The 26966-nt window shown below is 71.4% G+C and carries 27 protein-coding genes, 1 tRNA gene and 1 riboswitch; of the genes, 14 read left to right on the forward strand and 14 right to left on the reverse strand.

All coding sequences use genetic code 11. The features are described from left to right. Positions 1 to 76 precede the first annotated feature (76 nt). On the forward strand, positions 77 to 817 hold the full coding sequence (locus ADY59_RS04270) for an ABC transporter ATP-binding protein (RefSeq protein ID WP_049557850.1): 741 nt from the start codon (positions 77 to 79) through the stop codon (positions 815 to 817). A 1-nt stretch (position 818) separates the two neighbouring features. After that, positions 819 to 2717 (forward strand): FtsX-like permease family protein, encoded by a 1899-nt coding sequence (locus tag ADY59_RS04275; RefSeq protein WP_049557852.1) that lies wholly within the window; start codon positions 819 to 821, stop codon positions 2715 to 2717. Between the two features lie 23 nt (positions 2718 to 2740). Here ADY59_RS04275 and ADY59_RS04280 read toward each other — a convergent pair whose 3' ends face one another. The 3 genes from ADY59_RS04280 to ADY59_RS04290 form a co-directional block, all read right to left on the reverse strand. Beyond that, positions 2741 to 3592, reverse strand: a complete 852-nt coding sequence (locus ADY59_RS04280; RefSeq protein WP_049557853.1) for a DUF72 domain-containing protein — start codon at positions 3590 to 3592, stop codon at positions 2741 to 2743. 84 nt (positions 3593 to 3676) lie between these two features. Continuing rightward, on the reverse strand, positions 3677 to 3961 hold the full coding sequence (locus ADY59_RS04285) for a hypothetical protein (RefSeq protein ID WP_049557855.1): 285 nt from the start codon (positions 3959 to 3961) through the stop codon (positions 3677 to 3679). 73 nt (positions 3962 to 4034) lie between these two features. Beyond that, a complete protein-coding gene (locus ADY59_RS04290) occupies positions 4035 to 5450 on the reverse strand; it encodes an MFS transporter (RefSeq protein WP_049558097.1) in 1416 nt (471 codons plus the stop codon). A gap of 146 nt (positions 5451 to 5596) precedes the next feature. Here ADY59_RS04290 and ADY59_RS04295 point away from each other — a divergent pair, with 146 nt between their 5' ends. Further along, complete coding sequence (locus ADY59_RS04295) at positions 5597 to 6856, forward strand: vanadium-dependent haloperoxidase (RefSeq protein WP_049557857.1); 1260 nt, start codon at positions 5597 to 5599, stop codon at positions 6854 to 6856. Positions 6857 to 6904: 48 nt separating this feature from the next. Here ADY59_RS04295 and katG read toward each other — a convergent pair whose 3' ends face one another. The 3 genes from katG to ADY59_RS04310 are packed head-to-tail and all read right to left on the reverse strand — an operon-like array spanning position 6905 to position 10996. After that, positions 6905 to 9136 carry a catalase/peroxidase HPI gene (gene katG / locus ADY59_RS04300; protein ID WP_049557860.1) on the reverse strand — a complete coding sequence of 744 codons (2232 nt, stop codon included), beginning with the start codon at positions 9134 to 9136 and terminating at the stop codon, positions 6905 to 6907. Positions 9137 to 9173: 37 nt separating this feature from the next. Next, positions 9174 to 9602: a Fur family transcriptional regulator gene (locus ADY59_RS04305; protein WP_049557862.1), complete on the reverse strand. Its 429-nt coding sequence runs from the start codon at positions 9600 to 9602 to the stop codon at positions 9174 to 9176. Positions 9603 to 9658: 56 nt separating this feature from the next. Next, positions 9659 to 10996, reverse strand: coding sequence for an FAD-dependent oxidoreductase (locus ADY59_RS04310; RefSeq protein WP_063780555.1), 1338 nt, complete (start codon positions 10994 to 10996; stop codon positions 9659 to 9661). Between the two features lie 207 nt (positions 10997 to 11203). Between ADY59_RS04310 and ADY59_RS04315 the strand changes: the two genes are divergently transcribed. From ADY59_RS04315 to ADY59_RS04325, 3 genes are all read left to right on the forward strand, one after another. Continuing rightward, on the forward strand, positions 11204 to 12064 hold the full coding sequence (locus ADY59_RS04315) for a hypothetical protein (RefSeq protein ID WP_049557867.1): 861 nt from the start codon (positions 11204 to 11206) through the stop codon (positions 12062 to 12064). Positions 12065 to 12162: 98 nt separating this feature from the next. Next, positions 12163 to 13359: a hypothetical protein gene (locus ADY59_RS04320; RefSeq protein WP_049557870.1), complete on the forward strand. Its 1197-nt coding sequence runs from the start codon at positions 12163 to 12165 to the stop codon at positions 13357 to 13359. 73 nt (positions 13360 to 13432) lie between these two features. After that, entirely contained in the window at positions 13433 to 14449 is a 1017-nt protein-coding gene (locus tag ADY59_RS04325) for a hypothetical protein (protein ID WP_156325285.1), read from the forward strand. A gap of 130 nt (positions 14450 to 14579) precedes the next feature. Here the strand turns inward: ADY59_RS04325 and ADY59_RS04330 are convergent. Continuing rightward, positions 14580 to 14652: transfer RNA gene (locus ADY59_RS04330), tRNA-Arg, on the reverse strand. A gap of 48 nt (positions 14653 to 14700) precedes the next feature. After that, positions 14701 to 15255, reverse strand: coding sequence for a hypothetical protein (locus tag ADY59_RS04335; protein ID WP_049557876.1), 555 nt, complete (start codon positions 15253 to 15255; stop codon positions 14701 to 14703). A gap of 134 nt (positions 15256 to 15389) precedes the next feature. Here ADY59_RS04335 and ADY59_RS04340 point away from each other — a divergent pair, with 134 nt between their 5' ends. The 7 genes from ADY59_RS04340 to ADY59_RS04370 all read left to right on the forward strand — a co-directional run bounded on the left by ADY59_RS04340 (position 15390) and on the right by ADY59_RS04370 (position 20512). Further along, a complete protein-coding gene (locus tag ADY59_RS04340; RefSeq protein ID WP_049557878.1) occupies positions 15390 to 16547 on the forward strand; it encodes a sensor histidine kinase in 1158 nt (385 codons plus the stop codon). Then, positions 16544 to 17173, forward strand: a complete 630-nt coding sequence (locus ADY59_RS04345; protein WP_049557879.1) for a response regulator — start codon at positions 16544 to 16546, stop codon at positions 17171 to 17173. The genes ADY59_RS04340 and ADY59_RS04345 overlap by 4 nt, the downstream gene beginning before the upstream one ends. A 1-nt stretch (position 17174) precedes the next feature. Beyond that, entirely contained in the window at positions 17175 to 17450 is a 276-nt protein-coding gene (locus tag ADY59_RS04350; protein WP_053174419.1) for a hypothetical protein, read from the forward strand. Positions 17451 to 17654: 204 nt separating this feature from the next. Continuing rightward, complete coding sequence (locus ADY59_RS04355) at positions 17655 to 17993, forward strand: hypothetical protein (RefSeq protein ID WP_156325286.1); 339 nt, start codon at positions 17655 to 17657, stop codon at positions 17991 to 17993. A 1-nt stretch (position 17994) separates the two neighbouring features. Beyond that, entirely contained in the window at positions 17995 to 18726 is a 732-nt protein-coding gene (locus tag ADY59_RS04360; RefSeq protein WP_049557885.1) for a prolipoprotein diacylglyceryl transferase, read from the forward strand. Continuing rightward, positions 18723 to 20276 carry a radical SAM protein gene (locus ADY59_RS04365; RefSeq protein ID WP_156325287.1) on the forward strand — a complete coding sequence of 518 codons (1554 nt, stop codon included), beginning with the start codon at positions 18723 to 18725 and terminating at the stop codon, positions 20274 to 20276. The genes ADY59_RS04360 and ADY59_RS04365 overlap by 4 nt, the downstream gene beginning before the upstream one ends. Beyond that, positions 20273 to 20512 carry a hypothetical protein gene (locus ADY59_RS04370; protein WP_049557889.1) on the forward strand — a complete coding sequence of 80 codons (240 nt, stop codon included), beginning with the start codon at positions 20273 to 20275 and terminating at the stop codon, positions 20510 to 20512. The genes ADY59_RS04365 and ADY59_RS04370 overlap by 4 nt, the downstream gene beginning before the upstream one ends. Here ADY59_RS04370 and ADY59_RS04375 read toward each other — a convergent pair. From ADY59_RS04375 to ADY59_RS04400, 6 genes are all read right to left on the reverse strand, one after another. Further along, positions 20499 to 21785 carry a hypothetical protein gene (locus ADY59_RS04375; protein WP_049557891.1) on the reverse strand — a complete coding sequence of 429 codons (1287 nt, stop codon included), beginning with the start codon at positions 21783 to 21785 and terminating at the stop codon, positions 20499 to 20501. The two genes, ADY59_RS04370 and ADY59_RS04375, sit on opposite strands and share 14 nt — an antisense overlap. Continuing rightward, positions 21782 to 22273: a SigE family RNA polymerase sigma factor gene (locus ADY59_RS04380; protein WP_049557893.1), complete on the reverse strand. Its 492-nt coding sequence runs from the start codon at positions 22271 to 22273 to the stop codon at positions 21782 to 21784. Before ADY59_RS04380 ends, ADY59_RS04375 begins: the two co-directional genes overlap by 4 nt. A 78-nt stretch (positions 22274 to 22351) precedes the next feature. Then, on the reverse strand, positions 22352 to 23008 hold the full coding sequence (locus ADY59_RS04385; RefSeq protein ID WP_049557895.1) for a C40 family peptidase: 657 nt from the start codon (positions 23006 to 23008) through the stop codon (positions 22352 to 22354). A gap of 10 nt (positions 23009 to 23018) precedes the next feature. Continuing rightward, a riboswitch (cyclic di-AMP (ydaO/yuaA leader) is annotated at positions 23019 to 23160 on the reverse strand. Positions 23161 to 23304: 144 nt separating this feature from the next. Continuing rightward, the gene (locus tag ADY59_RS04390) at positions 23305 to 23763 is read right to left on the reverse strand and encodes a MaoC family dehydratase (RefSeq protein ID WP_049557897.1); all 459 of its coding nucleotides are present in this window, start codon (positions 23761 to 23763) and stop codon (positions 23305 to 23307) included. Between the two features lie 11 nt (positions 23764 to 23774). Continuing rightward, positions 23775 to 25031 (reverse strand): hypothetical protein, encoded by a 1257-nt coding sequence (locus tag ADY59_RS04395; RefSeq protein WP_049557900.1) that lies wholly within the window; start codon positions 25029 to 25031, stop codon positions 23775 to 23777. Next, positions 25028 to 25498 carry a SigE family RNA polymerase sigma factor gene (locus tag ADY59_RS04400; RefSeq protein ID WP_231618538.1) on the reverse strand — a complete coding sequence of 157 codons (471 nt, stop codon included), beginning with the start codon at positions 25496 to 25498 and terminating at the stop codon, positions 25028 to 25030. Before ADY59_RS04400 ends, ADY59_RS04395 begins: the two co-directional genes overlap by 4 nt. Before the next feature lie 235 nt (positions 25499 to 25733). Between ADY59_RS04400 and ADY59_RS04405 the strand changes: the two genes are divergently transcribed. Continuing rightward, positions 25734 to 26915 (forward strand): ATP-binding protein, encoded by a 1182-nt coding sequence (locus ADY59_RS04405; protein WP_049557903.1) that lies wholly within the window; start codon positions 25734 to 25736, stop codon positions 26913 to 26915. The last annotated feature ends 51 nt before the right edge of the window (positions 26916 to 26966 follow it).

Consider the following 26966-nt stretch of genomic DNA (forward strand, 5'->3'; position numbering starts at 1 on the left):
AGGTAGTGCTGGCCCCACCCCCGGTTCGGCGGCGTACGGCATGGGGCGCGTCCCGGCGGATCCGTACGTTCGTCGTATGACCCTCACCACCACCACTGCCGCCGCGGTCTCGTTGCGCGGAGTCAGCCGCACCTACGGCGCCGGGCCCGCCGCCGTGCGCGCCGTCGACGGCGTCGACCTGGCCTTCGCGCCCGGCACCTGGACGGCCGTGATGGGCCCCTCGGGCTCGGGCAAGTCCACCCTGCTGAACTGCGCCGCCGGCCTGGAACAGGTGGACTCCGGGCAGGTGCTCCTCGGCGACGTCGACCTGGCCCGCGCGAGCGAGGCCGAGCTGACGGCGCTGCGCAGGACCCGCATCGGCATGGTCTTCCAGAGCTTCAACCTGATCGGCTCGCTCACCGCCGAGCAGAACGTCGCGCTGCCGCTGAAACTCGCGGGCCGCCGCCCGCCCCGCGCTGACGTGCTCGGCGTGCTGGCCGCCGTCGGCCTGGGCGACCGCGCCCGGCACCGGCCGCGCGAGCTGTCCGGCGGCCAGCAGCAGCGCGTCGCCATCGCCCGCGCCATGGTCACCAGGCCCGACGTGCTCTTCGCCGACGAGCCCACCGGCGCGCTCGACTCCACCGCCGCCCGCACCGTCCTGGACCTGATGCGTTCCATGGCCGACCAGGGCCAGACCATCGTCATGGTCACGCACGACCCGGCCGCCGCGGCCCGCGCGGACGCCGTGGTGTTCCTGCGCGACGGCCGCGTCGCCGACCGCCTCACCGGGCCCGACGCCCGCACGGTCGCCGACCGTCTCGTGGAACTGGAGCACTGACATGCTGCGGATGAGCTGGGCCGGGTTCCTGGAGCGCTGGACGCTGTTCGTCGGGGCCGCGCTGGCGGTCTGCCTCGGCGTCGCGCTGGTCCAGTCCTCGCTGCTGCTCCTGATCTCGGCCGCGACCCTCGACCCGCCGGCCGGACTGGGCGCCGGTGACCGGATGCGGTTCGCGATGCACGCCGAGGCGTCGATCGCGGTCATCGCCCTGGTGCTGGCGTTCTCGGTGCTGCTGGCGGTGTTCGTCATCAGCTCGACGTTCGCGTTCACCGTCGCCCAGCGCCGCCGCGACCTGGCCCTGCTGCGCCTGGTGGGCGGCAGCCCCGGGCACGTCCGCCGGCTGCTGCTCGGCGAGGCGGTCCTGCTCGGCGCGATCGGCGTGATCACCGGGGTCCCGGCCGGGCTGGCGGTGATGGAGTTCCAGTCCTGGCTGCTCGTGACGCTCGGGTTCGTGCCGCCCGGCTTCGCCGGGGAGTGGCGCGGCTGGATCCTCGCCGTCTCCGCCGGGGCGGGCCTCGGCCTGGCGGTCGCCGGCGTGCTGGTGGCCGCCCGGCGCGCCGCCCGCGTCCGGCCGCTGGAGGCGCTGCGCGAGACCGGCGAGGCCACCCGCGTGATGACGGCGGGCCGGTGGGCGCTCGCCCTGCTGTTCGTCGCGGGCGCGGTCACGCTGACCATCCTGTCGCCGATCGGCGGCCCCGTGGGCGGCCAGGCCATGGCCTCGACCGCCGCCATCCCCGCCGTCCTGGCCCTGACGGTGCTGGCGCCCGTGCTCGTCCCCGCCGCCGCCCTCCTGCTCCCGATACGGCCCGGCAGCGTGCTCGGCGAACTCGCCAGGGCCAACCTGCGTGACAGCGTACGGCGCAGCGCCTCCACGGCCGGGCCCCTGATCGTCCTGGTCGGGCTGGTGCTCGCGCAGGCGGGCGCGGGCACCTCGTTCACCGCGGCCGCCCAGGCGGAACAGCGCGAGCACACGGCGGCCGACCTGGTCGTGGAGGCCACCGGCCCGCTGCGCGTCGCGGACGTGCCCGGCGTCGCGGCGGCGTCCACCGAGGTCGAGGTGCCCGTCACCATCACCACCGGCAGCGGCGAGGACCAGGACACCTCCGTGGAGCCCGCCCTGGTCGTCGACCCCGCCGCGTACACGCTCGCCCACCCCGGCAGCGGTTCACTCACCGCGCTGCGCGGCCGCGCCGCGGCCGCCGGGCCGGGCGCCGACGAGGTGTCGGCCGGCGACCGCATCGAGGTGCGCTTCACCGAAGGCGCGTTCCGGGTGCCGGTCGTCGCCGCCGTCCCCACGACCATCGCCGGCGGCGCCGAACTGCTGCTCCCCCGCGACCTGGTCGCCGACGCGCTCCTCGCCGACGCGCCGTCGCACACCTTCGTCTCACTGCGGCCGGGGGCCGACCCCTCGGCGGTACGTGCCGCGCTCGGCCAGGTGGGGACCGTCTGGGAGGTGGACACGTGGCTGGCCCGCGACGGCGCCGCCCGGCAGGCCACCAGCAACGCCGTGTTCGTGGTCATCATGGGGCTGGGCGCGGTGTACGCGCTGATCGGCGTCGTGAACTCGGGCGTGATCGCGGCGGCCGCCAGACGGCGCGAGTTCGCCGAGGCCCGCGCCACCGGCCTCACCCGCGGCCAGGTCGTGCGGCTGGCCCTGACCGAGTCGTTCGGGGTGACCGCTGTCGCCCTGCTGCTGGGCGGCCTGGCGGCGGGCGCCTCGTTCGCCGGGGTGCTGGGAACCACGTCGGCGGTCACCGGGTCCGGCACGCTGGCGCTGCCGTGGGGGCTCGTGGCGGCGGTCGTGGTCGTGGCGTTCCTGGCCACGGGGGCGACCAGCGTGATCACCTCGTGGTCGGCTACCCGGGGGCGGCCGGTGACCCTCCTGGCCGCCCGCGAATAGCCCGCCGGGACAGGTTTGTTGGGTCAGAACAGCGTCGGCGGCTCGGCGGGCATGGGCTCGGGCAGCGGCTCCACCTCCGGGAGCCGGGCCCGGACCTCGTCGTGGAAGCGGCGGGCCAGCGCCAGGGCGTCGGCGTTGTCGGGCGTGTGGACGAAGACCGTCGGCGAGCGCCCCTCACGCAACCACGCGACCACCGTGGCGACCCAGCCCTGCCAGCCCTCGACCGTGCGATCCGTGGCGTCCCGGCCGAGGTAACGGACGATCGGCCGGTCGGTCAGGGCCCGCGAGCGGCGCGGGACCCGAGGCTTCTTGGTCCACGCGTCACGCTCGGCGTCGCTGGTCGGCGGGCTCCGGAAGAGCGTCGTGGTGTCGAACGGCACCCACTCGGCCCCGGCGTCCGCCAGCACCCGCTCCAGCTGCCCGGCCGCCCGCTCGTCCGCGAAGAACGCCTGATGACGCACCTCGACGGCATACCGGTACGCACCCGGCAGCCGCCGGAGGAACGCGGCCAGCGCCCCCAGGTCGCCCGGCCCGAACGACCCGGGCACCTGCACCCAGAGCGCGTGGACGCGGGGGCCGAGCGGCTCCATCGCGTGCAGGAACGTCCCCAGCTCCTCGTCCGCCCCGGCGAGGCGGCGCTCGTGCGTGATCGCCTTCGGCAGCTTGACCACGAACCGGAAGCGCGGGTCGGTCTGCGCCGCCCAGCTCTCCACCGTGCTCCTGGCCGGGGTCGCGTAGAAGGTCGTGTTGCCCTCCACCGCGTTGCACCAGGTCGCGTACGCCCGCAGCCGCTCCCCCTGCGGAAGCGGATGGGGGAGGAACCGCCCCTGCCACGGCGTGTGCGTCCACATCGCACAACCCACATGAAGCCGCATGCATCAGACGCTATCGCTACGAGCAGCCGTGGACAGCCGTCCGCCCGGGGCGGGCGATCTCGACTCCGTCCCGGGCGGTCCGCGTCAATCCGGCCAGATGCGCTGGAACGCCACCCCTGCCCACCCGTCGAGCACGAGCCGGCCCCCGCTCCACCGCCCCCGCACCTCGACCGCCTCGTCCCGGAGGTGGCCGCGCGCCGTGAACGTGACGACGCCGCCGGACAGCTCGTAGCGTGCCAGGTGCACGCCGCCGAGCAGCGGGTCACGCCGGAGCCACGTCTCGACGAGCCGCCCCTCGGCGGGCCCCGGCGCGGGCTTCACCAGCACGTCGAGCACGACACCGTCGGGATAGAACCGGAACACCTGCACACCGGCGGCATATATCCCTGACGGACCTCGTTCACGCACCACACCACGAGCTTTCCATTCCCGCATCGCCACGTCACCGTGCCCGGGACGAGCCGCCCGAACGGTTCGCGGCGCGAGCGGTGAGGGCGCCGAGGGCGCAGACGGTCGCGAACCCGAACAGCACGTACCGTGCCGCGGCCAGCATCGACCCGGCACCGGCGTTGACCAGCACTCCGGCCACCGCCGTGCCGAACGCGATCGACAGGCTCGTCACGGTGGCGACAGCGGCGGCCGGCGGGCTGCCCTCCGCCGGGTCCCGGGTGCTGGACATCGCCGCCACCGACAGATGCGGGTACGCCAGCCCGATGCCGGCGCCCGCGACGAACAGCACCGGCAACCAGGCGAGCACCAGCCAGCCGGGCGCCGCCTCCCGCTGCAACAGCCCCTGGACGAGGAAGCCGAGCGCCAGCACCAGCGGCCCGAGGACGCACAGACGCCGCACCGCGCGCCTCCCGGTCGCCGAGGCGCTGCCGAGCTGGGTCAGCGACCAGCCGAGCGAGACGGCCGCGCCGAACAGCCCGGCGGCCAGCGGAGGCAGCCCGCCCAACTGCTGGGCGAACAGCGGGACGAAGGACTCGACCGCGACCCCGAAGGTCAGCAGCCCGATCGTCAGGTACACCCACTTCAGCGGCGACCCCGCCCTGTAGGTCGTCCTCGGGAACACCCGCCGCTCGCTGCGCCGTTCGTAGGCGACGAACCCGGCGACCAGCAGCAGCGCCACCACGACACCGGCCGCCATCGCCGCGGTGCCGGGCAGCACCCCCGCCAGGCTGACGGCCGCCGTGGCCGCCGTGACCAGCGCCAGCGACACGACGGGGACCGGCGCCCGCGCCGTGCCGCGTTCGCCGGGCGGCAGCACGCGCGGGACGATCGCGGCGCACACCGCAGCGATCACCGCCATCGCCACGAACGCCAGCCGCCACGAGCCGAGCTGCGCGAACAAACCTCCGAGCGCCGGCCCGGCGAAGTTGCCGACGCCGTACATGGCCGACATCAGCGCGTTCCCGCGCGTCCACAGCCGCCGGGGCAGGGCCGAGTGGATGACGGCGAACCCGAGCCCGGACAGCAGCCCCGCCCCGAGCCCCTGGACGCCGCGCCCGGCCAGCAGCACCGGCATCGCCGGGCTCACCGCGCAGGCCAGCGACCCGACCAGGAACACGGCGAAGCCGAGCAGGTACGCGCCGACGTTCCCCCAGTGGGAGAGCACCCGGCTGACCAGCATCGTCGCGATCACCATGGCGACGAGGTAGAACGTCATGTTCCAGGCGTAGAAGCCGGCGCCCCCGATGTCCGCCACCGCCGTCGGCAGCAGGCTGGAGGCCAGGTAGATGTTGATCGCGCCGACGAGCACCCCGCCGGCCAGCACGATCGCCGCCCCGAGATGTCGTGGACCCAGCAGGTCCCGCCAGGACGCTGGAGCGGTTTCAACCGCGTTGTCGCCAAGAGTCATGACTTCGAGCATCTCGTTGAACCGGCCCCGGAAACTTGGCACCGGCCGACCGGCGGCTGCCCACCCCGAACCCTCCACCGCCGGTCGAACCCGCGTGGCGAAATCGCGTCCTGTCCAGGAGATCATTGACGGGGTACTTTGCTTGCATGCCCACGTTACGCAAGGCCGTTTGGCCGGCGGTCGCGATCGTCGTCGCGGCCGGGGCTCCGCCCGCGCACGCGGCGGAATCCCGTACGCCGGAGAATGCCGTCGTCGTCTGGGACAGGAACGCGCAGACCGCGATCTGGGACGTCGCCCGTCAGCAGCCGCAGGTGCAGGCGCGCAGCTTCGCCATGGTGCACGGCGCCGTCTACGACGCGGTGAACGCGATCGCCGGGACCCCTTATCAGCCGTACCTGGTGGCGCCGCGCGCCAAGGGCGGCGAGTCGACGGAGGCGGCCGTCGCGACGGCCGGGTTCGGGGTGCTGAGCGCGCTGTTCCCGGAGCAGCGGGCGAGGCTGGAGGCGCAGTACGGCGAGTCGCTGGCCGCGATTCCCGACGGCGCCGCCAAGCGGCGCGGGGTCGCCGTCGGCGCCCGGACGGCCGCCGCGATGGTCGCCGCGCGGCGGGACGACGGCGCGTTCGGGGACCAGACCTGGGCGGCCGGGACCGCACCGGGTCAGTGGCGGCCGACGCCGCCCGCCTTCGGGTCCGACGGGGCCTGGGTCGGCGAGCTCAAGCCGTTCCTCCTCCCCCGCGGGTCCATGTTCCGCACGTCAGGCCCGCCGGCGCTGACCAGCGAGCAGTACGCCCGGGACTTCGACGAGGTCAAGGCGATCGGCTCGGCGGACAGCACGGTACGGACGGCCGACCAGACCCAGGCGGCGATCTGGTGGCATGACCGGCACCTGGCCGAGTGGGAGATCAAGCGGCAGCTCGCGACGACGCAGCGGCTGAGCACGCTGCAGACGGCGCGGATGTTCGCGATGGTCGGCATGGCCGAGGCCGACGCCACGATCGCCTGCTACAACGAGAAGGCGCGGTGGAGCTTCTGGCGGCCGGTCACCGCGATCCGGCAGGCCGACGGCGACGGCAACCCGGCGACCGTGGCCGATCCCGCCTGGACGCCGTTGCTCGTCACGCCGCCGCATCCCGACTTCACGTCCGGGCACACGTGTTTCAGCGGGGCGGGCATGACGGCGCTGACGCACTTCTTCGGCAGGGACGACATCCCGTTCAGCGGGTTCAGCGCCGACTCGGGGACGACCAGGCACTTCCGCGGCTTCTCGCACGCGCTGGCCGAGGTCACCGAGGCCCGGATCTGGGGCGGCATCCACACGCGCGCCGCCGACGTGCAGGGCGCGAAGATCGGCAGGCAGGTCACCGCCTACATGGTCGCGCACTACTTCAAGCCGAAGAGGCGGTGAGCGGCACGTCCGGACCGGCCCGGCGCGAGCCGGCCCGGACGTGACCCGTCAGACCAGGTCGAACCGGTCGAGGTTCATCACCTTGTCCCAGGCTGCGACGAAGTCGGCCACGAACTTCTCCTTCGCGTCGTCGCTCGCGTAGACCTCGGCGACCGCGCGCAGCTCGGAGTCGGACCCGAAGACCAGGTCGGCCCGGCTGCCGGTCCACTTGACCTCGCCCGTGGCGGCGTCGCGGCCCTCGAACGTGATCGCGTCATCGGACGTCGCCTTCCACGTCGTGCCCAGGTCGAGCAGGTTGACGAAGAAGTCGTTGGTCAGCACCCCGGGCGTGGTGGTGAGGACGCCGAGCGGCGAGCGCTGATAGGTCGCGCCGAGCACGCGCAGGCCGCCGACCAGGACCGTCATCTCGGGGGCGCTCAGCGTCAGCAGGTTCGCCCGGTCGATCAGCAGGTACTCGGCCGGGAGGCGGTTGCCCTTGCCCAGGTAGTTGCGGAACCCGTCGGCGGTCGGCTCCAGCGCCGAGAACGACTCCGTGTCGGTCTCCTCCTGCGAGGCGTCCACCCGGCCCGGCGTGAACGGGACCACGACCTCGAAACCGGCCTCCTTGGCGGCCCGCTCGACGGCCGCGCAGCCCGCGAGCACGATCAGGTCGGCGAGCGAGATCTGCTTGCCGCCGCTCTGGGCGCCGTTGAACGCCTTCTGGATCCCCTCCAGGGTGCCCAGCACCGTCGCCAGCCGGTCGGGGTCGTTGACCTCCCACCCGATCTGCGGCTGCAGGCGGATGCGCGCGCCGTTGGCGCCGCCGCGCTTGTCGCTGCCCCGGAAGGACGAGGCCGACGCCCACGCGGTGGACACCAGCTCGGACACCGACAGCCCCGAGGCCAGGACCTGCTCCTTGAGCGAGGCGACGTCCGCGGCGTCGACGACCTGGTGCGTCAGCGCGGGCAGCGGGTCCTGCCACAGCAGCGTCTCGGACGGGACCTCCGGGCCGAGGTAGCGCGCGACGGGGCCCATGTCACGGTGGGTCAGCTTGTACCACGCGCGGGCGAAGGCGTCGGTCAGCTCCTCGGGGTGCTCCAGCCAGCGCCGCGTGATCTGCTCGTAGATCGGGTCGTAGCGGAGCGAGAGGTCGGTCGTCAGCATCGTCGGGGCGTGGGTCCTCGACGGGTCGTGCGCGTCGGGCACGGTGCCTTCGCCGGCGCCGTCCTTCGGCCGCCACTGCTGCGCCCCGGCCGGGCTCTCGAACAGCTCCCACTCGTACCCGTACAGGATCTCCAGGAAGCTGTTGTCCCAGGTCGTCGGCGTGTTCGTCCAGATGCCCTCGAGGCCGCTGGTGATCGTGTCGCCGCCCTTGCCGGTGCCGAAGCTGTTGCTCCAGCCCAGGCCCTGCTGCTCGATCGAGGCGGCCTCGGGGTCGGGGCCGACGTGGTCGGACGGGCCCGCGCCGTGGGTCTTGCCGAAGGTGTGACCGCCCACGATCAGGGCGGCCGTCTCCTCGTCGTTCATCGCCATCCGGCGGAACGTCTCACGGATGTCGCGGGCAGCGGCGAGCGGGTCGGGGTTGCCGTTGGGGCCTTCGGGGTTGACGTAGATGAGGCCCATCTGGACCGCGGCCAGCGGGTTCTCCAGCTCGCGGTCGCCGGTGTAGCGCTGGTCGCCGAGCCAGATCGACTCGGGGCCCCAGTAGACGTCCTCGTCGGCCTCCCAGACGTCCTCGCGGCCGCCGCCGTAGCCGAACGTCTGGAAGCCCATCGACTCCAGGGCCACGTTGCCGGACAGGATCAGCAGGTCGGCCCACGAGAGCTTGCGGCCGTACTTCTTCTTGACCGGCCACAGCAGGCGGCGGGCCTTGTCGAGGTTGGCGTTGTCCGGCCAGCTGTTGAGGGGGGCGAAGCGCTGCTGGCCGGCCCCGGCGCCGCCGCGGCCGTCGCTGATCCGGTACGTGCCCGCGCTGTGCCAGGCCATCCGGATGATGAACGGGCCGTAGTGGCCGAAGTCGGCCGGCCACCAGTCCTGCGAGGTCGTCAGCACCTCCGCGATGTCCCGCTTCACGGCCGCGAGGTCGAGGCTCTTGAACTCCTCGGCGTAGTCGAACTCGCCGCCGAACGGGTTGGCCACGACCGGGTTCTTGGCGAGGATCCTCAGGTTGAGCCGCTCCGGCCACCACTGGCGGTTACCGCCACCCTGGGTCGGGTGCGGGGCGCGATCGTGCGCGACCGGGCAGCCTCCCGCGGCCTCCGTCTTCGGGTCGGTGACGATTGCATCATGGTTCTCGGACATGGAATCCTTCCGGGATTTACGGTGCTCAGGCGGGTGCTCAGGAGCTGGAACAGCGGGGGCACAGGCCCCAGTAGATGACCTCGGCCTCGTCGATCGAGAAGCCGTGGTCGTCAGCCGCGGTCAGGCACGGCGCATGGCCGGTCGCGCAGTCGACGTCGGCGACGGCGCCGCACGACCGGCAGACGATGTGGTGGTGGTTGTCGCCGACGCGGCCCTCGAACCGGGCGGCGCTGCCGGCCGGCTCGATCCGGCGTACGAGCCCCGCCGCGGTGAGCGCGTGCAGCGCCTCGTACACGGCCTGCAGGGAGATGTGCCCCACACGATCACGCACCCCGGACGCGATCGCCTCCACGCCGAGGTGGTCACCGTCCCGGACGGTCTCGAGCATGGCGACGCGGGCGGCCGTCACCCGCAGGCCTGCCCCGCGCAGTTCCTCGGCGATGGTCGGAGTCCTGGGTGCGGTCATGGCCGCCAAACTTACCGACACAAAGGCGAACGATACAAGATAATGAACGGTACAAATTAGTGCCGCGCCGGATACCGGGGTTCCCTCGTCACTCGCCGATCATCCCGGCCGGCCGCGCCCGCCCCGCCGCGCAACACGCGGACCAGGCACGCCGGTCGCAGGAGCGCCGTGGGACGATCCAGGAGATTGGCCACACGCAGGAAGCGGCGCCCCAGCTCGGCGTCGTGTTCGGCGGCCCGGTGGAAGCGCTCGAGATAGGCGTTGACCATTCTGATCTTCGCGGTCCGCCGTCCGCGGACCCCGGGCAGCCGCAGGTCGTTGCCGACCACGATGTCCCACGGCGCGTCGACGACCCGGGCGATCGACCGGAACAGCTCGCGCGCGGGCCGCTCCCGGCGCGCCCACTCGCCCAGCCGCAGCGCCTCGACCGCGGCCACGCTCATGCCCTGGCCGTAGATCGGGTTGAACGCGCACACCGCGTCACCCACGACCGCCAGGCCGCGCGGGAAGCGGGACAGCCGCTCGTAGCGCCGACGCACGCTGGCGGGCGTGCGATGGTGACACCCGTCGTCCAGCGGCTCGGCCCCGGAGACCAGCTCGTGGATGTCCGGCGCGGGCAGCGACCCGGCGTAGTCGACGAAGCTCTCGTAGTCGGCGGGCGGCGCGTCGCCGTAACCGCCGATGGTGACGATCCACCGGTCGCCCTCCATGGCCAGCGCCACCCCCGCACGTGGCACCGCCCTGGTCGCCGCCATGATGACCACCGGATCGCCGGCCAGGTCATCGGCCCGCCTGCGGAACACCCGCGTGGTGTACGTCAGGTCGATCTCCACCCGCTCCTCCTCGGGCGCGGCGAACCCGAGGCGCTCCAGCCAGGCCGGCGTCCGCGAGCCCCGGCCCGACGCGTCGACCACCAGCCCGGCGCTGATCGTCTCACCGGACACGAGCCGTACTCCCGTGACCCACTCACCGCTGTGGGTGAGGTCGAAGACCTGCCGGTCACCGGCCACCTCCACCCCCGGCAGCGCGCTCACCCGCCGCCGGATCTGCCCCTCCAGCAGCAGCCGGCTGACCAGCAGCCCCGGCATGTCACCCGGCGCCGGCGCCAGCCGACGCCCCTCGTTGATCCACCGGCAGTCGGCCTGCAGATCCCCGCCGAACGCCCCGCGATCCATCAGCTCGGCGGTGAGACCGGGAAGCAGGACCTCCATCACCTCCAGCCCCCGGGCCAGCAGGCCATGGGCGTGCCGGCTCTGCGCCGTGCCCCGCCGGTGCACGTCCTCCCCGGGCAGCTGGTCCCTGTCGAGCACGGTGACGCGCTCGGCGATCCTGCTGAGCGCGGCGGCGGCCAGCAGGCCGGAGACGCTGGCTCCGATGACGACGGCATGCCTCATGACTTCCACGATGACCGGCCCCCACCCCCGGCCCCACCCCTAACCTTCGAGGCGAACCCGCTATCGTCGCGCTCGGCATCGCCTCGCCACTGAAGAGGAGACGTGCACCGATCGGTCACCTCGGCCTGAATCCCGGCCGCACGATATCCTTGGGAACCGCCTCGGTCCGCACATAAGACCGAACGCCCAGGCAAGGACAGAACGCCCATGAGACGACGGGTAACCCTGGCCGCCACCATGCTGATCGCGCCCGTGCTGATCGCCTCCGCGCCCGTCGCCACGAGCCCCGCCATCGCGCAGGCGTCCGCCCCCGATCCGGTCGGCGCGCTCAAGCGGCAGCTCCGGGACGAGCACGGCGTCCGGATCTCCGAGACCACCCGCTACTTCTACGGCGAGAAGACCTCCAGGAGCGGGACCCGGATCAACGGCCGCCTCCGGCTCGGCCGGTCAGGCCCGGTGGCCGCCGACCTCACCTGGCGCGACCTCCCCGCGGCCAAGCCCCACCGGGTGATCCGCGTACGCGACGACGTGTACGTCAGCCGCAGCCACCACTCCGGCCCGGTCCCGGACGGCACGAACTGGATCATCTACCCCGAGCACCACCGGGGAAGCCTGGGCCGCGACCTCGCCGAGGACGCCAGCCTGCAACCCATCGACGTCTACGACCCGGCCCTGGTGAAGGCGCTGCTCAACTGCTCCACGAGCAAGCCCGTCCCCGGCGGCCGCCTCTACAGGGGCACGATCAGCTACCCGGCGCTGCGCAAGGCGGCCCAGGGCACCCTCGTCAACTGGACCTCCGGGCGGCCCATCACCGCCAGGAGCAAGGGCAAGGTCTCCTGGCAGCTCTGGGCCGGCCGCGACGGCCTGCCCAAGCGCCTGGTCACCACCGACACCGCCGGGACGGCCAAGAACCCGCTGGTCAAGCGGAGTGACACGCGCTACACCGGGTGGGGGTCCCGCCCCGTCATCACCGCCCCGCCCGCCGGCGAGGTCATCAGCGAAGCCGCCCTGCTGGACTACACCCTCGACCAGAACACCCCCATCCCGGAAGACTCGGGCAACACCTGAGCACGGCCGGCCATGGCCGCAAACTCCGTTCCGCCCATTTCGGCGTGGGGACGTATCAGGAAATTGAGCAGTAATCACTGACATTTGCTGAATAGCTCATGGCAGTCGCCATCCATGGCCTGCTCGGTAATATATCGAGCATGTCGGCACACCCCCCGGTCGCCAGCTACGCCAGCAAAAGCGTGCGTTGGTATCAATTCGGAAAAAGGGTACTGGAAAGGAGAAAATGGCTGAGGCACCTGCGCTGGCAAGCCGTCTCCCGCGCCCTCGGCGAGGACGACGCCATCCTGTCCGAGAAGGCAGGGCAAGCGGCCACCGCCTTCTGCGATGCGCTTGACGCCACCGAACTCCCGATCGACCAGGACCGTTCCGGCGCGCTCCGGCGCATGGGACGCTGGGTCAGGGAGAAGATAACCTGGGGCGTTCGATTTCCCGATTATCGCGGTCGGCTCAGCCTGACGTTCGACGACCGCCTGAAGGCGTGGATAAAGGACACCAGTGAAAGCCCAATCGGGCGAAAGGCGCTCGATTTCGCCCAATATCACGTGAACGAAGAAGACCGCAGTACGCTGTTCGCCGAAGCGGTTCTCAACGAGGCACACGGCGTGCTCATCGAAGCCCGGGAAGGCGAGACCCCGGGCGCCGCCCGGTGGGAGATGGCCGCCGAGATCCACCGTTACGTTCCCGACAGCGAGATCCGGCGGCGGCACCAGCGGTGGAAGAGTTCGGCGAGAGCCATCAGCGCCGGTGGCACCGCCGCCGTCACCACCCAGGTCTTCACGGAAGACCTGGCCAAGTCCATCACCCTCGGCGTCGCGCTCACGGCTCTGACCGCGATCGTCGAGTTGACGATCTCCTCGCGCACCCTGTCCGGCCCGCAGATCGCGGTCCGCGAACAGGTGCGAGCCTGGCTTGAGGAGGCGCTGGTGGCACGCCTGTGGGGCAACCTGCGCTGGGTGGGCGAATGGGGCAAGCAGATCGAGGAAGCAGGACGGCCACTGCCCGTCGGCGATCTCATCATGGCCATGGCCAGAAACCTCGTCACGATTCAACCTCTGCAGGACGACGCCAAGGTCTTCCGTGACGTGGATCGACTGAGAGAACACGCCCTATCCGTTTCGGACCCCGAACTCCTCGCCTTCCTCGTCCGCCTGGAGACAGCCTTGCGCCACAAACCGGACACTCTGCCATACGCATTCCGAGCCCTGATCACTTCCGTACGAGAACGGAACATGATCGGCGAAGCCGAGCCGGGAGCCAGGTCCGTGATGCTGCGGGCGAGCACCGGAGACTAGGCGATCCACTGAAAGGCTGATCGTCATCCGTTACCCTGTCCCGGATTGATCATTTCCGGCAGAAGGTGCCGTTATGCGGGAATCCCTGGCAGAAACGCCATCCCCCGTGGCGGCGGCGCTGCGCGTCGGCGCGGTACTGACCGCGTCCGGCCCGGTGATCCTGACGACCTTCGGGATCGGCAGGCAGAGCGTCGGCTGGTTCTGTTCGGAAACCAGCTCCACCCCCTTCCTCGCGGAAGGCCCTTACGCGCTGGAGCACGTGCCGGGAGAACTGCTGTTCTGGGGCGTTCTCCTGCTGCCGGTCGCCGTGGCCGGACTCCTCCTGCGCGGGTCACGCCGGGCGACGCTCACCGCCGTCGCCACGGTCGGCGCCGTGCTCGCGTTCGGGCTCGTCACCGCGTACTTCCTGCCGGGCTCCGACCCATGCACCGGGCAGGAACGTACGGTCATGCCGCCTTGGCCCCTCATCGTCTGCTACCCGGTGACCGCTGGAGCGCTGTGCCTGGCGGCTCGCTCGTCCCTGCCTCGGAGACCGTACGGGATCATCCTGTGGGCGGGCGCCGCCGGCGCGGCGGCGTGGGGGGCGATGTTCCACCGCTGGACGATCACGTACGGCATGCGCGCGCTCGAGGTCATCTACGTACAGCTTCCGGAGTCCCCCTGGAGCCACCTCGACGAGTGGTCCGGTGAGGCCGACCAGAACGGCCTGCCGGTCATCCTCGTCGCCCTGACGGCAGCCGCTTCCCTCCGCTGGGGGCGACGGGCCGGCGCAGCAGGCGCGGCGGCCCTTGTCCTCTTCCCGCTGCTCGACGTCGCGACGTACATCAGCTGGTACGGCGGCGACTCCGAAATGCCGCTCGCCGATTCGGTACGGTGGCCGCTGCTGGTCGCGGCCGTGCTCGTCGCATCGGCCGGTCGGCGCCCTGGAGTGCGGATCACCTGGGCCGAGACAGCGCACCTGGCGCGACGTGTGATCAGCGGGCGGCCGGAAAGCCTGGCTGCCCGGCGGGCCAGGGATGTCGCCCTCGCAGTCGTGATCGTGGCCGCCGGCCTCTGGATGATCGCCTCCTCCTTCGCGCCGACGCGTTAGAAGCCCCCGGACCTGGCACGCCACCTACGTGGGCGGTTGTTCGCATCGTCCGAATCAGATGGTCAAGGAACGCCCCATCGGAGGCAGAAAAAGGCCCCCGCCAGCGTTTCCGCTGACAGGGGCTGTGCTGTGCGGCCGGAGGTACTCGAAACCCCAACCTTCTGATCCGTAGTCAGATGCTCTATCCATTGAGCTACGGCCGCTCGCTGCTTAAGTAAGCATAGCGGGTCCGAAGCGATGCCTCGAACCAGTTACGCCGATCGCGCGTCCTCACTCTCCACCTTCTTGGGCCACAGCATGTGGCTCACCGGCCAGATCAGCGCGATCGCCGGCACCTTCGCCAGTTGCAGGACGAACGCCGTCAGCGCCTCCGTACGCCCCGGGTCGCCCACGAGCCAGGTCATGAGCAGGACGACCGCCCACGCGACCCCGTACGCCAGCAGGATCCACAGCCAGTACGCCCACTCGTAGCGCACCCGGGCCTTGCCGCCGGGAGGGGGCTGCGGCGGCGGGGGGCCGCCGGCGAAGCGGTGGTGGAACTTGGCGTCGGCCCAGCGCAGGGTGCGGTGGCCGAAGACGATCGAGTACGCCAGGTACGCCGCCGCGAGGCCGTGCCGGATGTCGGCCGTGGCGCCGCCGCGCATGTCGATCACGGCGGCCGTGAGCAGGACGACGTCCAGGAGGGGAACGCTGACCAGGAGTGCCGTGCTGAGGCGGCGGCGCTTCCACAGGTAGCGGGAGGCGAGCCCGAGCCCGAGGAGGACCCAGAAGCCGATCTCGCAGGCGATCAGGATGGCGACAATCACGCTATCCAGCATGCTGGACGTTTTGGGCGATTTCGTCCGCCTTGAAAACGAGCCTGTGGATACATCGAAGGGTGTATCCACAGGCGACCCCGCGAAGGAGGGAATCGATGGCCGGGGGTGGTGGGATAGGAGCCATGAAACGCGTGCCGCTGCTGGCGGGGCTGGCCTTCCTGGTGGGCCTGCTCCTGATCGCGGCTGGAGCCTACATCCACCGCGATCCGCCCGTCTGGCAGCCGGCCGAGTGGATGCTGGCGGTGCCGCTGGCGATGACGTGCGCGGCCACGCTGGGGCGCACGCGCCGGCCCCTGGCCTCGCTCGGGCTGGGCACCACGGGGATCCTGCTCGACATCGTGGTGGGGCCGTCGCTGGGCACGGTGCTCGTCTACACCGACAATCTGTACGCCGCCGCGCTCTACGGTCCGGCCAGGGCGGCGCGGTGGCTGCTGGGCGCCTCGACGGTGATCGCGGTGCTGTCCGGGGCGGCGGGCGGGTTCCTGACGGGCGACTGGCGCGTGCTGGCGCTGATCAGCGTGCAGTTGGCGCTGGTGCTGGTGTCGCCGGTGACCACGGCGCAGGTGCTGCGGCAGCAGCGCGACCGGGCGGCCGCCGAGCGCGCCAGGGCCGAGCAGGTGGCGCGGCTGGCCGAGCTCGACCGGCAGGCGGCCATCACGGCCGAGCGCACGCGGATGGCCCGCGAGCTGCACGACATGATCGCCAACCACTTCAGCGCCATCGCCATCCAGTCCACGGCCGTGCTCTCCCGCAAGGACCTGGATCAGGGCACCGTACGGAAGATCATGGAATCCATGCGGGAAAACAGCGTGAAGGGGCTGGCCGAGATGCGGTCCATGATCGGGCTGCTGCGGCAGGCGGGCGAGGAGTCGGAGGCCGTGCGGCCCCGGCTGGCCGACGCGGAGGGCCTGGTCGAGCGGGCACGCGGGTCGGGGATGGAGACCGCGTTGCGGATCGAGGGTGAGCCCCGCGAATTGCCCCCGCCTGTCGACCTGGCTGCCTTCCGGATCCTCCAGGAGGCGCTGACCAATGCCCTCAAGCACGGCGAACGGCCGGCGGAGGTGCACATCGTGTACGAGGCGCGGCAGGTTTCGGTGACTGTGGACAACCGGGTCAACGGGCGTAGGCCACGGCTGCCGGGAGCCGGGGCCGGGCTGGTGGGCATGCGCGAGCGGGCCGGGCTCGTCGGTGGCACGTTCGAGGCGGGACCGCGGGGTGACGGATGGCGCGTCACGGCGCGGCTGCCGACCTCGGGACAGGACGACAGGAGTGTGGGATGAGCATCAGGGTGCTGGTGGCCGACGATCATGCGGCGGTCCGGGCCGGGATCGTGCTGATCCTCGACGGGGCCGACGACATCGAGGTCGTGGGCGAGGCCGCCGACGGTGTGGAAGCCGTGGCCCTGGCCAAGGAGGAGCGGCCGGACGTGGTGTTGATGGACGTGCGGATGCCGCGGATGGACGGCATCTCGGCCACCAGGGAGCTGGTGGGGGTGGCCGATGTGCTCATCCTGACGACGTTCGATGTGGACGAATACGTGTTCGGGGCGTTGCGGGCGGGGGCCGCCGGTTTCCTGTTGAAGAACACCGACGCGGATTCGCTGGTCGAGGCGGTGCGGCTGGTGGCCAGGGGGGATGGGCTGATCTCGCCGGCGGTCACGCGGCGGCTGATCACGGCGTTCGGGGAGCAGGCGCCGGTGCGGAAGGAGCCGGTCGATCCGGCCGGGCTGACGCCGCGCGAGCGGGAGGTGCTCGCCTGCATCGGGCGGGGGCTGTCCAACGCGGAGATCGCCAGAGAGCTCGACATGGCGGAGGCGACGACCAAGACTCATGTCAGCAGGGTGCTGAGCAAGCTCGGGCTGAAGAGCCGGGTTCAGGCCGCCATCTACTACTCGGAGGGCCTCTAGGGTGCGGACCTTCTGGCCGGCGCCGGCCGGGGTGCTGGGCTACCTGACGCTCAACGTGCTCGTGGTGGTCCTCGCCATCTCAACAGGGGCGAAGGCGGCGATCGTCGTGGCGGCCGTGGTGCTGGCGCTGGCGGCGATCGGGGGCGGGCTGGTGCTCATCATCCTGCGCAAGCCCTGGTCACCGGGGCTGGGGATGGGGCTGATGATCGGCTGGGCGGTAACCTCGATCGTGTCGGCGGGTTGGTGCACCGGCATCAACCCCGGCTGGTACGTATAGCCAAGTGAAAGCGCCGCCCCCTAACCTGTGCAGGACCAGGGGGGAGATCCGATGAGCACACCACCGCCACCGCAGGGCCCCGACGACCCCGCATGGCGGCACCCGTCACCAGGCCAACCACAGGGCCCATCCCAGGGCCCACCCCAGGGCCCACCGCCCGGTCCGCCCCACGGCCCGCCGCACGGGCCGCACGGGCGGTGGCAGTTGCCGCCTCCGCCGCAGCCGCAGTCCAACTCGGCGGGGATCGTGGTCGGGCTCGCGTTCGCGGGCGCGGCCGTCTACAGCGTCGTCAACACCATCGTCGTGTTCGGCGTCCTGATGATCGCCGGCAACAACATGGACGGTGACGAGGCCGGTGCCGTGATCGCGGTCGCCGCGGCGTTCCTCGCCCTGCTCGGGCTCGGCGCCGGTATCGGCCTGGTGCTGGTGCGCAAGCCGTGGGCGATCGGCCTCGGGCTCGGGCTGATGATCGGCTGGGCGTTGTGGTCGATCATCACGGCCGGGTGGTGCACGGGTCTCAACCCGGCCCTGTACGGCTCCTGAGATGCCGCTGCACGAGATCTTCGTCGGCCTCGGCGTCCTGGTCGCCTCCGTGGTGTTCGTCCGCGAGGCCCGCAGCCGGGGCGCGCTGAACGAGCAGTCGCTGGTGGCGGTCACCGGCGCGCTGGTCGGCGGCGCCATCGGCATGCGGCTGGCGGGCTGGCTGGAGACGCTCGACCTGCAGAGCCTCTGGCTGTACGGCTCCCGCAGCATCCTGGGCGGGCTGACCGGCGCCTACCTCGGGGTGCTCGTGGCCAAGCGGGTCATCGGCTACCGGGAGCGCACCGGCGACCTGTTCGCGCCCGCGGTGGCGCTGGGCATGGCGGTCGGGCGCATCGGCTGCCATCTCACCGAGGCCCCGGGGCGGCCCACCTCGCTGCCGTGGGGCATCCACGCACCGGCGAGCACCCCCGAGTGCCCCGGCTGCCTGGCGGGCCAGGCGATGCATCCGTCGTTCGTCTACGAGATCGTCTTCCAGCTCGCCGCGTTCACCGCCCTGGTGTGGGCGCGCAAGCGGCTGACCAGGCCGGGTGAGCTGTTCACGCTCTACCTGGCGGGCTACGCCGCGTTCCGCTTCCTCGTGGAGTTCACGCGGGCGAACGAGATCCTGTGGCTCGGCCTGACGGGACCGCAGTGTTTCCTCCTGCCCGGCCTCCTGCTGCTGGGGCTCAGGCTCGGGTACGGCTGGCGGCGCGGATACTACGATGCCCTCTTTGACCGGAAGGTGCACCAGTGAGCACAGGGATGGAGCTGCGGGGCGACCGCATCCTCCGCTACGTCAACGCGTTCTGCCCGCATTGCCAGGAGCGTGACCTTGACCGGGTGGAGCGGCTGAGCGGCTATCTGGCGGCCAGGGACGGCCGGGTGTGGCTCGAACGCGGGTGCCGGAAGCACGGCCTGGTGAGGACGCTGTACGACGAGGACCCGGAGATCCTGGCGTACCTGGAGGAATGGACCGCTCCCACCAAGCAGCACATGCCCGATATTTCGGGAAATTTTGCGCCAGTGCCCGGCGCGTACCTCCACGGGCTCCCCGAGATGCAGACCCAGCACACCTGCATCCTCCTGGAGGACATCGCCGAGGCGTGCAACCTGCGCTGCCCCACCTGCTTCGCCGGCAGTTCCCCCGACCTGAGCGGCATCGTCCCGGTCGCCGACGTGCTGGCCAACGTCGACCAGCGCCTGGCCAGGGAGAACGGCAAGCTCGACGTCCTCATGCTGAGCGGCGGCGAGCCCACCCTGCACCCCGAGCTGAAGACCCTCCTCGCCGAGCTGGCCGACCGCCCCATCACCCGGATCCTGATCAACACCAACGGCGTGCTGATCGCCCGCGACGACTCCCTGCTCGACCTGCTCACCGAGCACCGCGAGCGGGCCGAGGTCTACCTCCAGTACGACGGCTCCTCGGCCGAGTCCTCCAGGCATCACCGAGGCGGTGACCTGCGCAGGCTGAAGGCCGAAGCCGTACGAAGACTGTCGGAGCGCGAGATCTTCACCACGCTGGTGATGACCGCCGCCCTGGGCGTCAACGACGGCGAGCTCGGCGACGTCATCAAGCTGGCCCTCGACACCCCGTACGTGGGCGGCGTGTCGCTGCAGCCGCAGTTCGGCTCCGGCCGGTCGGGAGCCATCGACCCGATGGACCGCCTCACCCACACCGGGGTGCTCAAGCGGCTCGGCCCGCAGACCGGCGGCCTGGTGACCTGGCGCGACCTGACCGCGCTGCCGTGCTCGCACCCGCACTGCTGCTCGGTCGGCTACCTGATCCGCGACGACTCCCGGCAGTGGCGCTCTCTGGTGGCACTGATCGGCCACGACCGGCTCAAGGAGAACCTGGGCCTGGTCTCCAACCGCATCGCCGACTCCGAGATCCCGCGCGAGCTGCGCCTGGCCGTCCAGGAGTCGCTGCTCGGGCTGCTGTCGGAGCAGTCGTCGCTGTCGCATCCGCGGATCGGCGACGTGTGGCGCACCATCTGTGAGAACTGCGACCTCGGCGTCTCCACCCTGCTGGCGCTGGCCTCGTCCGCGCTGCCCGGCAGGCGCGCGAAGCTGCGCCGGATGCTCGGCGAGCGGGTGGTGCGGGTGACGGTCAAGCCGTTCATGGACCTCTCGACCATGATCGAGGAGCGGCTGACGCAGTGCTGCGTGCACGTGGGCACGCGATCCGACCGCGACCAGTGCGCGCCGTTCTGCGCCGTGCAGGCCTGGCCGCAACTGTCGGCCCAGCGGCTGTCGGCGGTGGCCGCCGAGCCGAGGGTACGGCTTCCGCTGGAGGTGATCACGTGAAGGCCGAGCCGTACGATCCGCTGAGGTTGTGCGTCTATGCGACGATCGCGCTGCTGGCGTGGTTGTTCGGGCCATGGGCGTTGCTGGCGTTCGCCGGGCTGGGGTTCGCGGGCTACTGGAAGGCGCGGCGGGCCGGGCTGACCCGGAGCAAGTGCCTGCTCCGGGACACCCGGCTGGTGCTCGCCTACCTCGGACTGCTGGCCGCGGTCGCGGTGGCGGCGATCATCTTCTGGTGACGGCCGCCAGGTTCAGCACGGTGACCTTCGGGCCCTCGCCCCAGTACATGATCGTCGTGGGCGAGGAAGAGGTTCCGCTGCCGTAGCCGGTGGGCTTGTCCGGCGACATCCGGTGCACGCCCCCGATCAGGCCGGTCGCCGGGTCGTAGACCGCCACAGGCGCGACATATTCCTTCGCCGGATCGGCGTCGCCCCTGTTCGGCATGACCGGGGCGAACCGGTCGCCCAGGAGCTCGCCGAAGTAGGACAGCGAGGGGAACTGCCTGATGTCGGAGCCGTCGGCGCGCTGCACGACAAGCCCGCCGTCACCGGCGGCGGCGCCGTAGCACCACTCGGCGGCGCAGGTCAGCTTCGTGGTCGCCGGAGGCACCGGGATCTCGGTCACCTCGCCGGTGACCAGGTTGACCCTGCGGTTCTGGTTCTTCTGCCCGCGCTCACCCGGGGCGTAGCCGACGGCGTGCGGCCAGGAGGTCAGGTGGAGGCCGTCGGAGCCCTCGACCTTCTCGGCCTGCCCGCCGGACAGCGAGATGCGGTACACGCCGCCCTGGCGCAGGGACCAGACCAGGGAGTCGTCGGTGACGCCGATCCGCTCCACGTCGGCCGGATCGCCGGTGACCTCGCCCAGGCGCCGGGCGGTGCCGCCTTCGCGGGGGATGACCCAGAAGTCGGCCCACTTGTCGCTGTTGTTGGGCGTCGTGCCGTACCAGGCGAAGTGCTCCTCCCCCACCTCGACGCCCTGGACGTAGTAGCCCTTCACCCCCTCGGGGGCGGGCATCTTCCCCACCACCCGCACGTCGCCGGTCGAGGCGTCGTAGACCTCCAGGCGGCCCGCCTTCTCGAAGGAGGACTCGGCGGTCAGCAGCACCTCGGTGGGGGAGATCCCGGTCACCGGGCGATATTTCCAGCCGTCGGACGCCGCGGCGGGCATCGTGAACACCGCCTCCGGCCACACCTCGGCCGCCGGCTTCACCGTGACGTCCTCGGCGGGCTGCACCGTGACCTCCTCGGCGGGCTGCACCGTGACCTCCTCGGCGGGCGGCATCGTGGTGACCGCGACCGCCGGCCTCAGCGAGACCGACGGGGTCCCCTGCCACATGGCCGCCATCCCCCCTGCGACCAGCACCACAGAGGCGGCCGCCAGCGCCGTCCCGGCCCACTGCCGGCGCCGGCGCGTCCGGCGGCGGGCGGCGACGGCGGCAGCCAGCCCGCCGGACGGCGTGACGTGCCCGGCCCCGGCACGCAGGGTCCGGACCAGGTCCTCTTCGCTTCTCATCGTGCCTCCTGCAGCATTCGCTTGATCCGGAGCTTGTCCAGGGCGCGCGCCGCCTGGCTGCGCACGGTGCCGCGGGAGACGCCGAGGATCGCCGCGATCTCCGCGTCGGGCAGGTCCTCGTAGTAGCGCAGCACGAGAACCACCCGCATCTTGCGCGGCAGCCCCTGGAGCTCCGCCCACAGGTCCGCGTCCTCGTAGCGGTCGAAGCGGCCCTCCTCGGGCACGACGGACACCAGTTCCTCCCGGTGCCCGCGCCGCCACGAGGCGATGTGCAGCCTGACCATGGTCGTGCGCACGTATCCCTCGGGGCTGTCCTTCTTGCGCACACGCGGCCAGGCGTCCCCGAGCCGGGCCAGAGCCTCCTGGACGAGGTCGGCCGCGTCCTCCGCGTTACCGGACAGCACGTAGCCGTACCGGAGGAGCGCATCGCCCCGGGTCCGGACGAACTCGTCGAATTCCGTCGTGTGGTCCACGTATCCAGGGATCATCCAGCAAGCGGAGCTGTTGCATGAAAACACGAAAAGCGCGCGCCCCCTCTGGGGACGCGCGCTTCTCGAGTACGTGGATCAGGCGGCGTACGACGGGTAGCCGTAGCCGGCGACCTGGGAGGTGGGGCGGACCCGCTCCTCGACCTTGCCGTTGCCGGTGTTGCCCTCGATCGTGGAGATCGTGCCGTCACCGTTGTCCTTGACCACGAAGCCGACGTGGTCGATGGAGCTGAGGTCCTTGCTGCCGCTCCAGGAGAAGAAGACCACGGCGCCGGGCTTGGCCTCCTGGCCCCAGCGGTCGTTGGCGGCGAACCACTTGGCGTGGGTCACGGTGTAGGCGTCCCAGCCGACCTGCGGGCGGGCGCCGGTCTGCTCGCCGACCCAGGAGACGAACATCGAGCACCAGGCGGCGTTCAGGTAGTCTTCACGGCTGCCGCCGTCACGCTGGACGGTCTCGGCGGCGCGCTGCGAGTTGGCGTACCACTGCTGGAACTTGGTGCCGCCGCCGCTGGCGTTCTCGGAGGTGCCGACCTGCGCCTTGGCCACGGCCAGGACCTGCGTAGCCGAGGCCTTGACCTGGGTCTGGGCCTTGATGGGCTGGACGGCCTGGGGCTGGGTGTTGGAGGTGGTGGCGCTGGCGTCCGCCGACACGTGGGCGCCGAAAGCGGTCGCGACGAGCGCGGCGCCGAGGACGGCCTTGGACACGTTGATCTTGGGGGTGCGGATGGGGCGCATTAAGGGTAACTCCTCGCTTCCATGCCGCTTACCGGGTTAGCTGACGGGTTCGGGCGTGGAAGCTGCCCTACGGCGAAGAGTCTGCCGATTCACCCCGGTGGAACACATGGGTCCCCGGTTCCGCGTAAAAGCGGATTCAGCGGTCACAGGTCGGTTCCTGTGGCGGTGGGTCATGACGCCCGAGAGCCGGATGCGTCTACCCGCGTACAGAAATGTCCAACACACCCCTGACCTGGGTAATTCCCCCGTAACGAAATTTCCATGAAACCGGCCGCGGGCGGGGGCCCGCGGCCCGTCTACTCCGCGGGAACGTAAAGGCTGAGGGTCTCCGCGATGCACGCGGGACGCTTCTCGCCCTCGACCTCGATCGTCATCTTGAGGTTGGACAGGTAGCCCGCCGGGGTGCCCTTGACGTCGGTCAGCTCGGCCACGGCCCGCACCCGCGCCCCGACCGGCACCGGGCGGGGGAAGCGCACCTTGTTCAGGCCGTAGTTGACGCCCATCGCGATGCCCTCGACCCGCACCAGCTCGAACATGAACGCCGGCAGCAGCGACAGGCTCAGGTAGCCGTGCGCGATCGTGCCGCCGAACGGGCCCTCCTTGGCCCGCTCCACGTCGACGTGGATCCACTGATGGTCGTCGGTGGCGTCGGCGAAGAGGTTGACCTGCTCCTGAGTGATGGTGCGCCACTCGGTGGGGCCGAACGTCTCGCCGACGCCCGCCTTGAGTTCCTGTACGTTCGCGAAGGTCCGCATGAGGTCGAACGCTATTGCGCGGGCGGGACGGCTGCCAAGTTCAGCACCCGGAACTTGTCCGGCTTGTCGCCCTTGGTGGCTCCCCAGTAGTAGATCGCGCTCGGCTCGGACGAGACGCCCATGCCGTACCAGGTCCCGGTGCCGCCGAACGCGGCCAGCTTGCCGGTCGCCAGGTCGTACACGGCCATGCTCGCCGGCAGGAAGCGGTCGAGGATCGGATACCGCGCCGGCCCGCCGCTGCTCACCTGGATCCGCCGGGGCGGTTGCGAGCCGTCGACCCTCGTGACGACCGTCCCGTCCGATCCCCGGCCGAAGCACCAGACCGGGCCGCAGCGCAGGCGCTCCACGCCCGGCGGAGCCTGCACGGAGACGTTGGAGCCGTCCTCCAGGTTCACCAGCCGGGTCTGGCTGCGCTCCATGTCACCCGGCAGGTCCGCGACGTCGGAGGCCCACGGCCACTTGATCAGGTGCAGGCCGTCGCTGCCCGGGATCTTCTCGGGCGTGCTCCCGCCGAGCGGATGCCGCCACACGCCGCCGTCGACCTCCGACCAGACGACGTGGTCGCCGTCGAGGGCGATCGCGTCGAGGTCGGCGTCCTCGCCGACGCGGCTCGTCACCAGCCTGGGGTCTCCGCCGGCCAGCGGGACGGTCCAGATGTCGCGGATCTGCGTGCCGTCGGCCTGCTCGCCGTACGCGTACCAGGCGAGGTTCTCGCCGTCGACCGTGACGCTCTGCGTGATGTACCTCTTCAGCCGGTCGTCCTCGGGCACTTCGGCGACGACCCTGGCCGTGCCGGTCGCGCTGTCGTACACCTCGAACTTGCCGGCCTTCTCGAACGACGACTCGGCGCTGAGCAGCACCTCCGTGGGGCTGATGGCGGTGATGGGGCGGTAACGCCAGCCGTCGGAGTTCTCCGCCGGCATGGTGAACACCGCGTCCGGCCACAGCTCCCCGGCCACCGCGTCCTGCCGCCTGACCGACTCCGGCGACGTCGTCGCCGATGCCGTGACCGTGGCCGTGACCGTTGCCGACACCTCGGCCGACGCCGTGACCGACCCCTGTGGCTGCGGGGGGCCGTCGACGGCGGCGCCCCTGATGACCGCCGTGCCCGTACCCGCCACGGCCACCACGGCCGCCGCGGCGAGGAACTGCGCACGTCTCCTGGCGCGCCGCTTCCGCAACCGGGTGACGCCCGCCAGCAGATCGGACTCCGGCGCCCCTTTCACACCTTCCCGCAGAGCCGTGACCAGCTCGTCCTCTGTCCTCACGCCCGTCCCCTTTCGAGCATCGCCGGCCTGACCCGGAGCGTGTTGAGCGCGCGGAACGCCTGGCTTCGCACCGTTCCCCGGGAGATGCCGAGAATCGTGGCGATTTCCTGGTCGGACAGGTCCTCGTAGTAACGCAGCACCAGCACGGCGCGTTGCCGCCGTGGCAGTGTGGCCAGCTCCTTCCAGAGCTCGCCGGTGGAGTGACGGTCGGTGTAGGAGCCTTCCGGCAGCTCGCCCGTCAGGCGCTCACGCCGCACCTTTCGCCACCAGCTCACGTGCTGGCGGGCCATGATCGTGCGTACGTACGACTCCGGATTGTCCTTGTTGCGCACGCGCCGCCAGGTGTCGCTCAGCCGGAGCAGCGCCTCCTGCACCAGATCGGCGGCGTCATCGGCGTTGCCGGTGAGCACGTAGCCGTATCTGAGGAGGGCCGGCCCTCTGGCCCGGACGAAATCCTCGAACTCCACACCACCATGACGCCCGGGGTGGGCTCGGCTGTTGCAAACTTCTTTACCCGAAATCATCGCGCACCTGTTCGAGTCCGCGCTACAGTCTTAGGTACTCGAATCGAACATGGGTTCGGCCTGGTGGGAGGGGGTGTGATCGGTGACCGTGCTTGAGCTCGCCCCTGCCCGGACACGCCGTAGCACTTTCTTCCCAAATCTAAGACGGCCGCTATATCCGGCAATAGAGTCCGAGAGCGTGGACCCCGTGCGCAACCCCTACGCCCCCGGAGCCGGACAGCGTCCGCCGGAGCTCGCCGGGCGCGACCGCGAGCTGCAGCAGTTCGAGGTCGTGCTGGAGCGGGTGGCCCGCGGCCGCCCCGAGCGCAGCATGGTCGTCACCGGCCTGCGCGGCGTCGGCAAGACCGTGCTTCTCAACACCTTCAAGTCCATGGCGATGCAGCGGCTGTGGGGCACGGGCAAGATCGAGGCTCGGCCCGACCAGTCGATCCGCCGTCCCGTCGCCGCCGCCCTGCACATGGCGATCCGCGAGCTGGCCCCCCGCCACCGCGCGCCGGAGCGCATCGAGGAGTTCCTCGGCGTGCTCAAGGCGTTCGCCATGCGCGACCCCGCCGCCGCCAAGGGCACCTCGCACTGGTCGCCCGGCATCGAGGTGCCGGCCAGCCGGGGCCGGGCCGACTCCGGCGACCTGGAGATCGACCTGACCGAGCTGTTCGTCGACGCCTCCGGCGTGGCCACCGACCTGGGCGTCGGCATCGCCCTGTTCATCGACGAGATGCAGGACGTGCAGGCCGCCGACGTCTCGGCGCTCTGCGCGGCCTGCCACGAGCTGTCGCAGTCGGGCGGGCCGCTCATCGTGGTCGGCGCCGGGCTGCCGCACCTGCCGAGCGTGCTGTCGGCCAGCAAGAGCTACAGCGAGCGGCTCTTCCGCTACGCCCGCATCGACAAGCTCGACCGGGAGGCCGCCGACCTGGCGCTGATCCTGCCCGCGCGCGAGGAGGAGGTCGAGTTCACCCAGGAGGCGCTCGACGCCCTCTACGAGGCGGCCGACGGCTACCCCTACTTCGTCCAGGCCTACGGCAAGGTGGCCTGGGACCTGGCGCTGCGCAGCCCGATCACTCTCGACGACGTCAAGGTGTCGGCCCCGGAGGCGGAGGAGGAGCTGGCCGTGGGCTTCTTCGGCAGCCGCTACGAGCGCGCCACCCCCGCCGAGCGCGACTACATGCACGCCATGGCCGAGATCGGCGACGAGCCGGTCCCCACCGCCGACGTGGCCGAGGCGCTCGGCCGCAAGCCGTCCAGCCTCTCCCCCGCCCGCGACAGCCTCATCAAGAAGGGCCTGATCTACAGCGCCGAACGCGGCCTGATCGCGTTCACGGTGCCGCATTTCGGGAGGTTCCTGCGTGCCCAACCGATGTGAGCACCACCCCTAGCCCTCTATTGGGCTGTCTAGTGGGGAAGCTAGACAGCC

Source organism: Nonomuraea sp. SBT364, from assembly GCF_001083785.1.
GTDB lineage: Bacteria > Actinomycetota > Actinomycetes > Streptosporangiales > Streptosporangiaceae > Nonomuraea.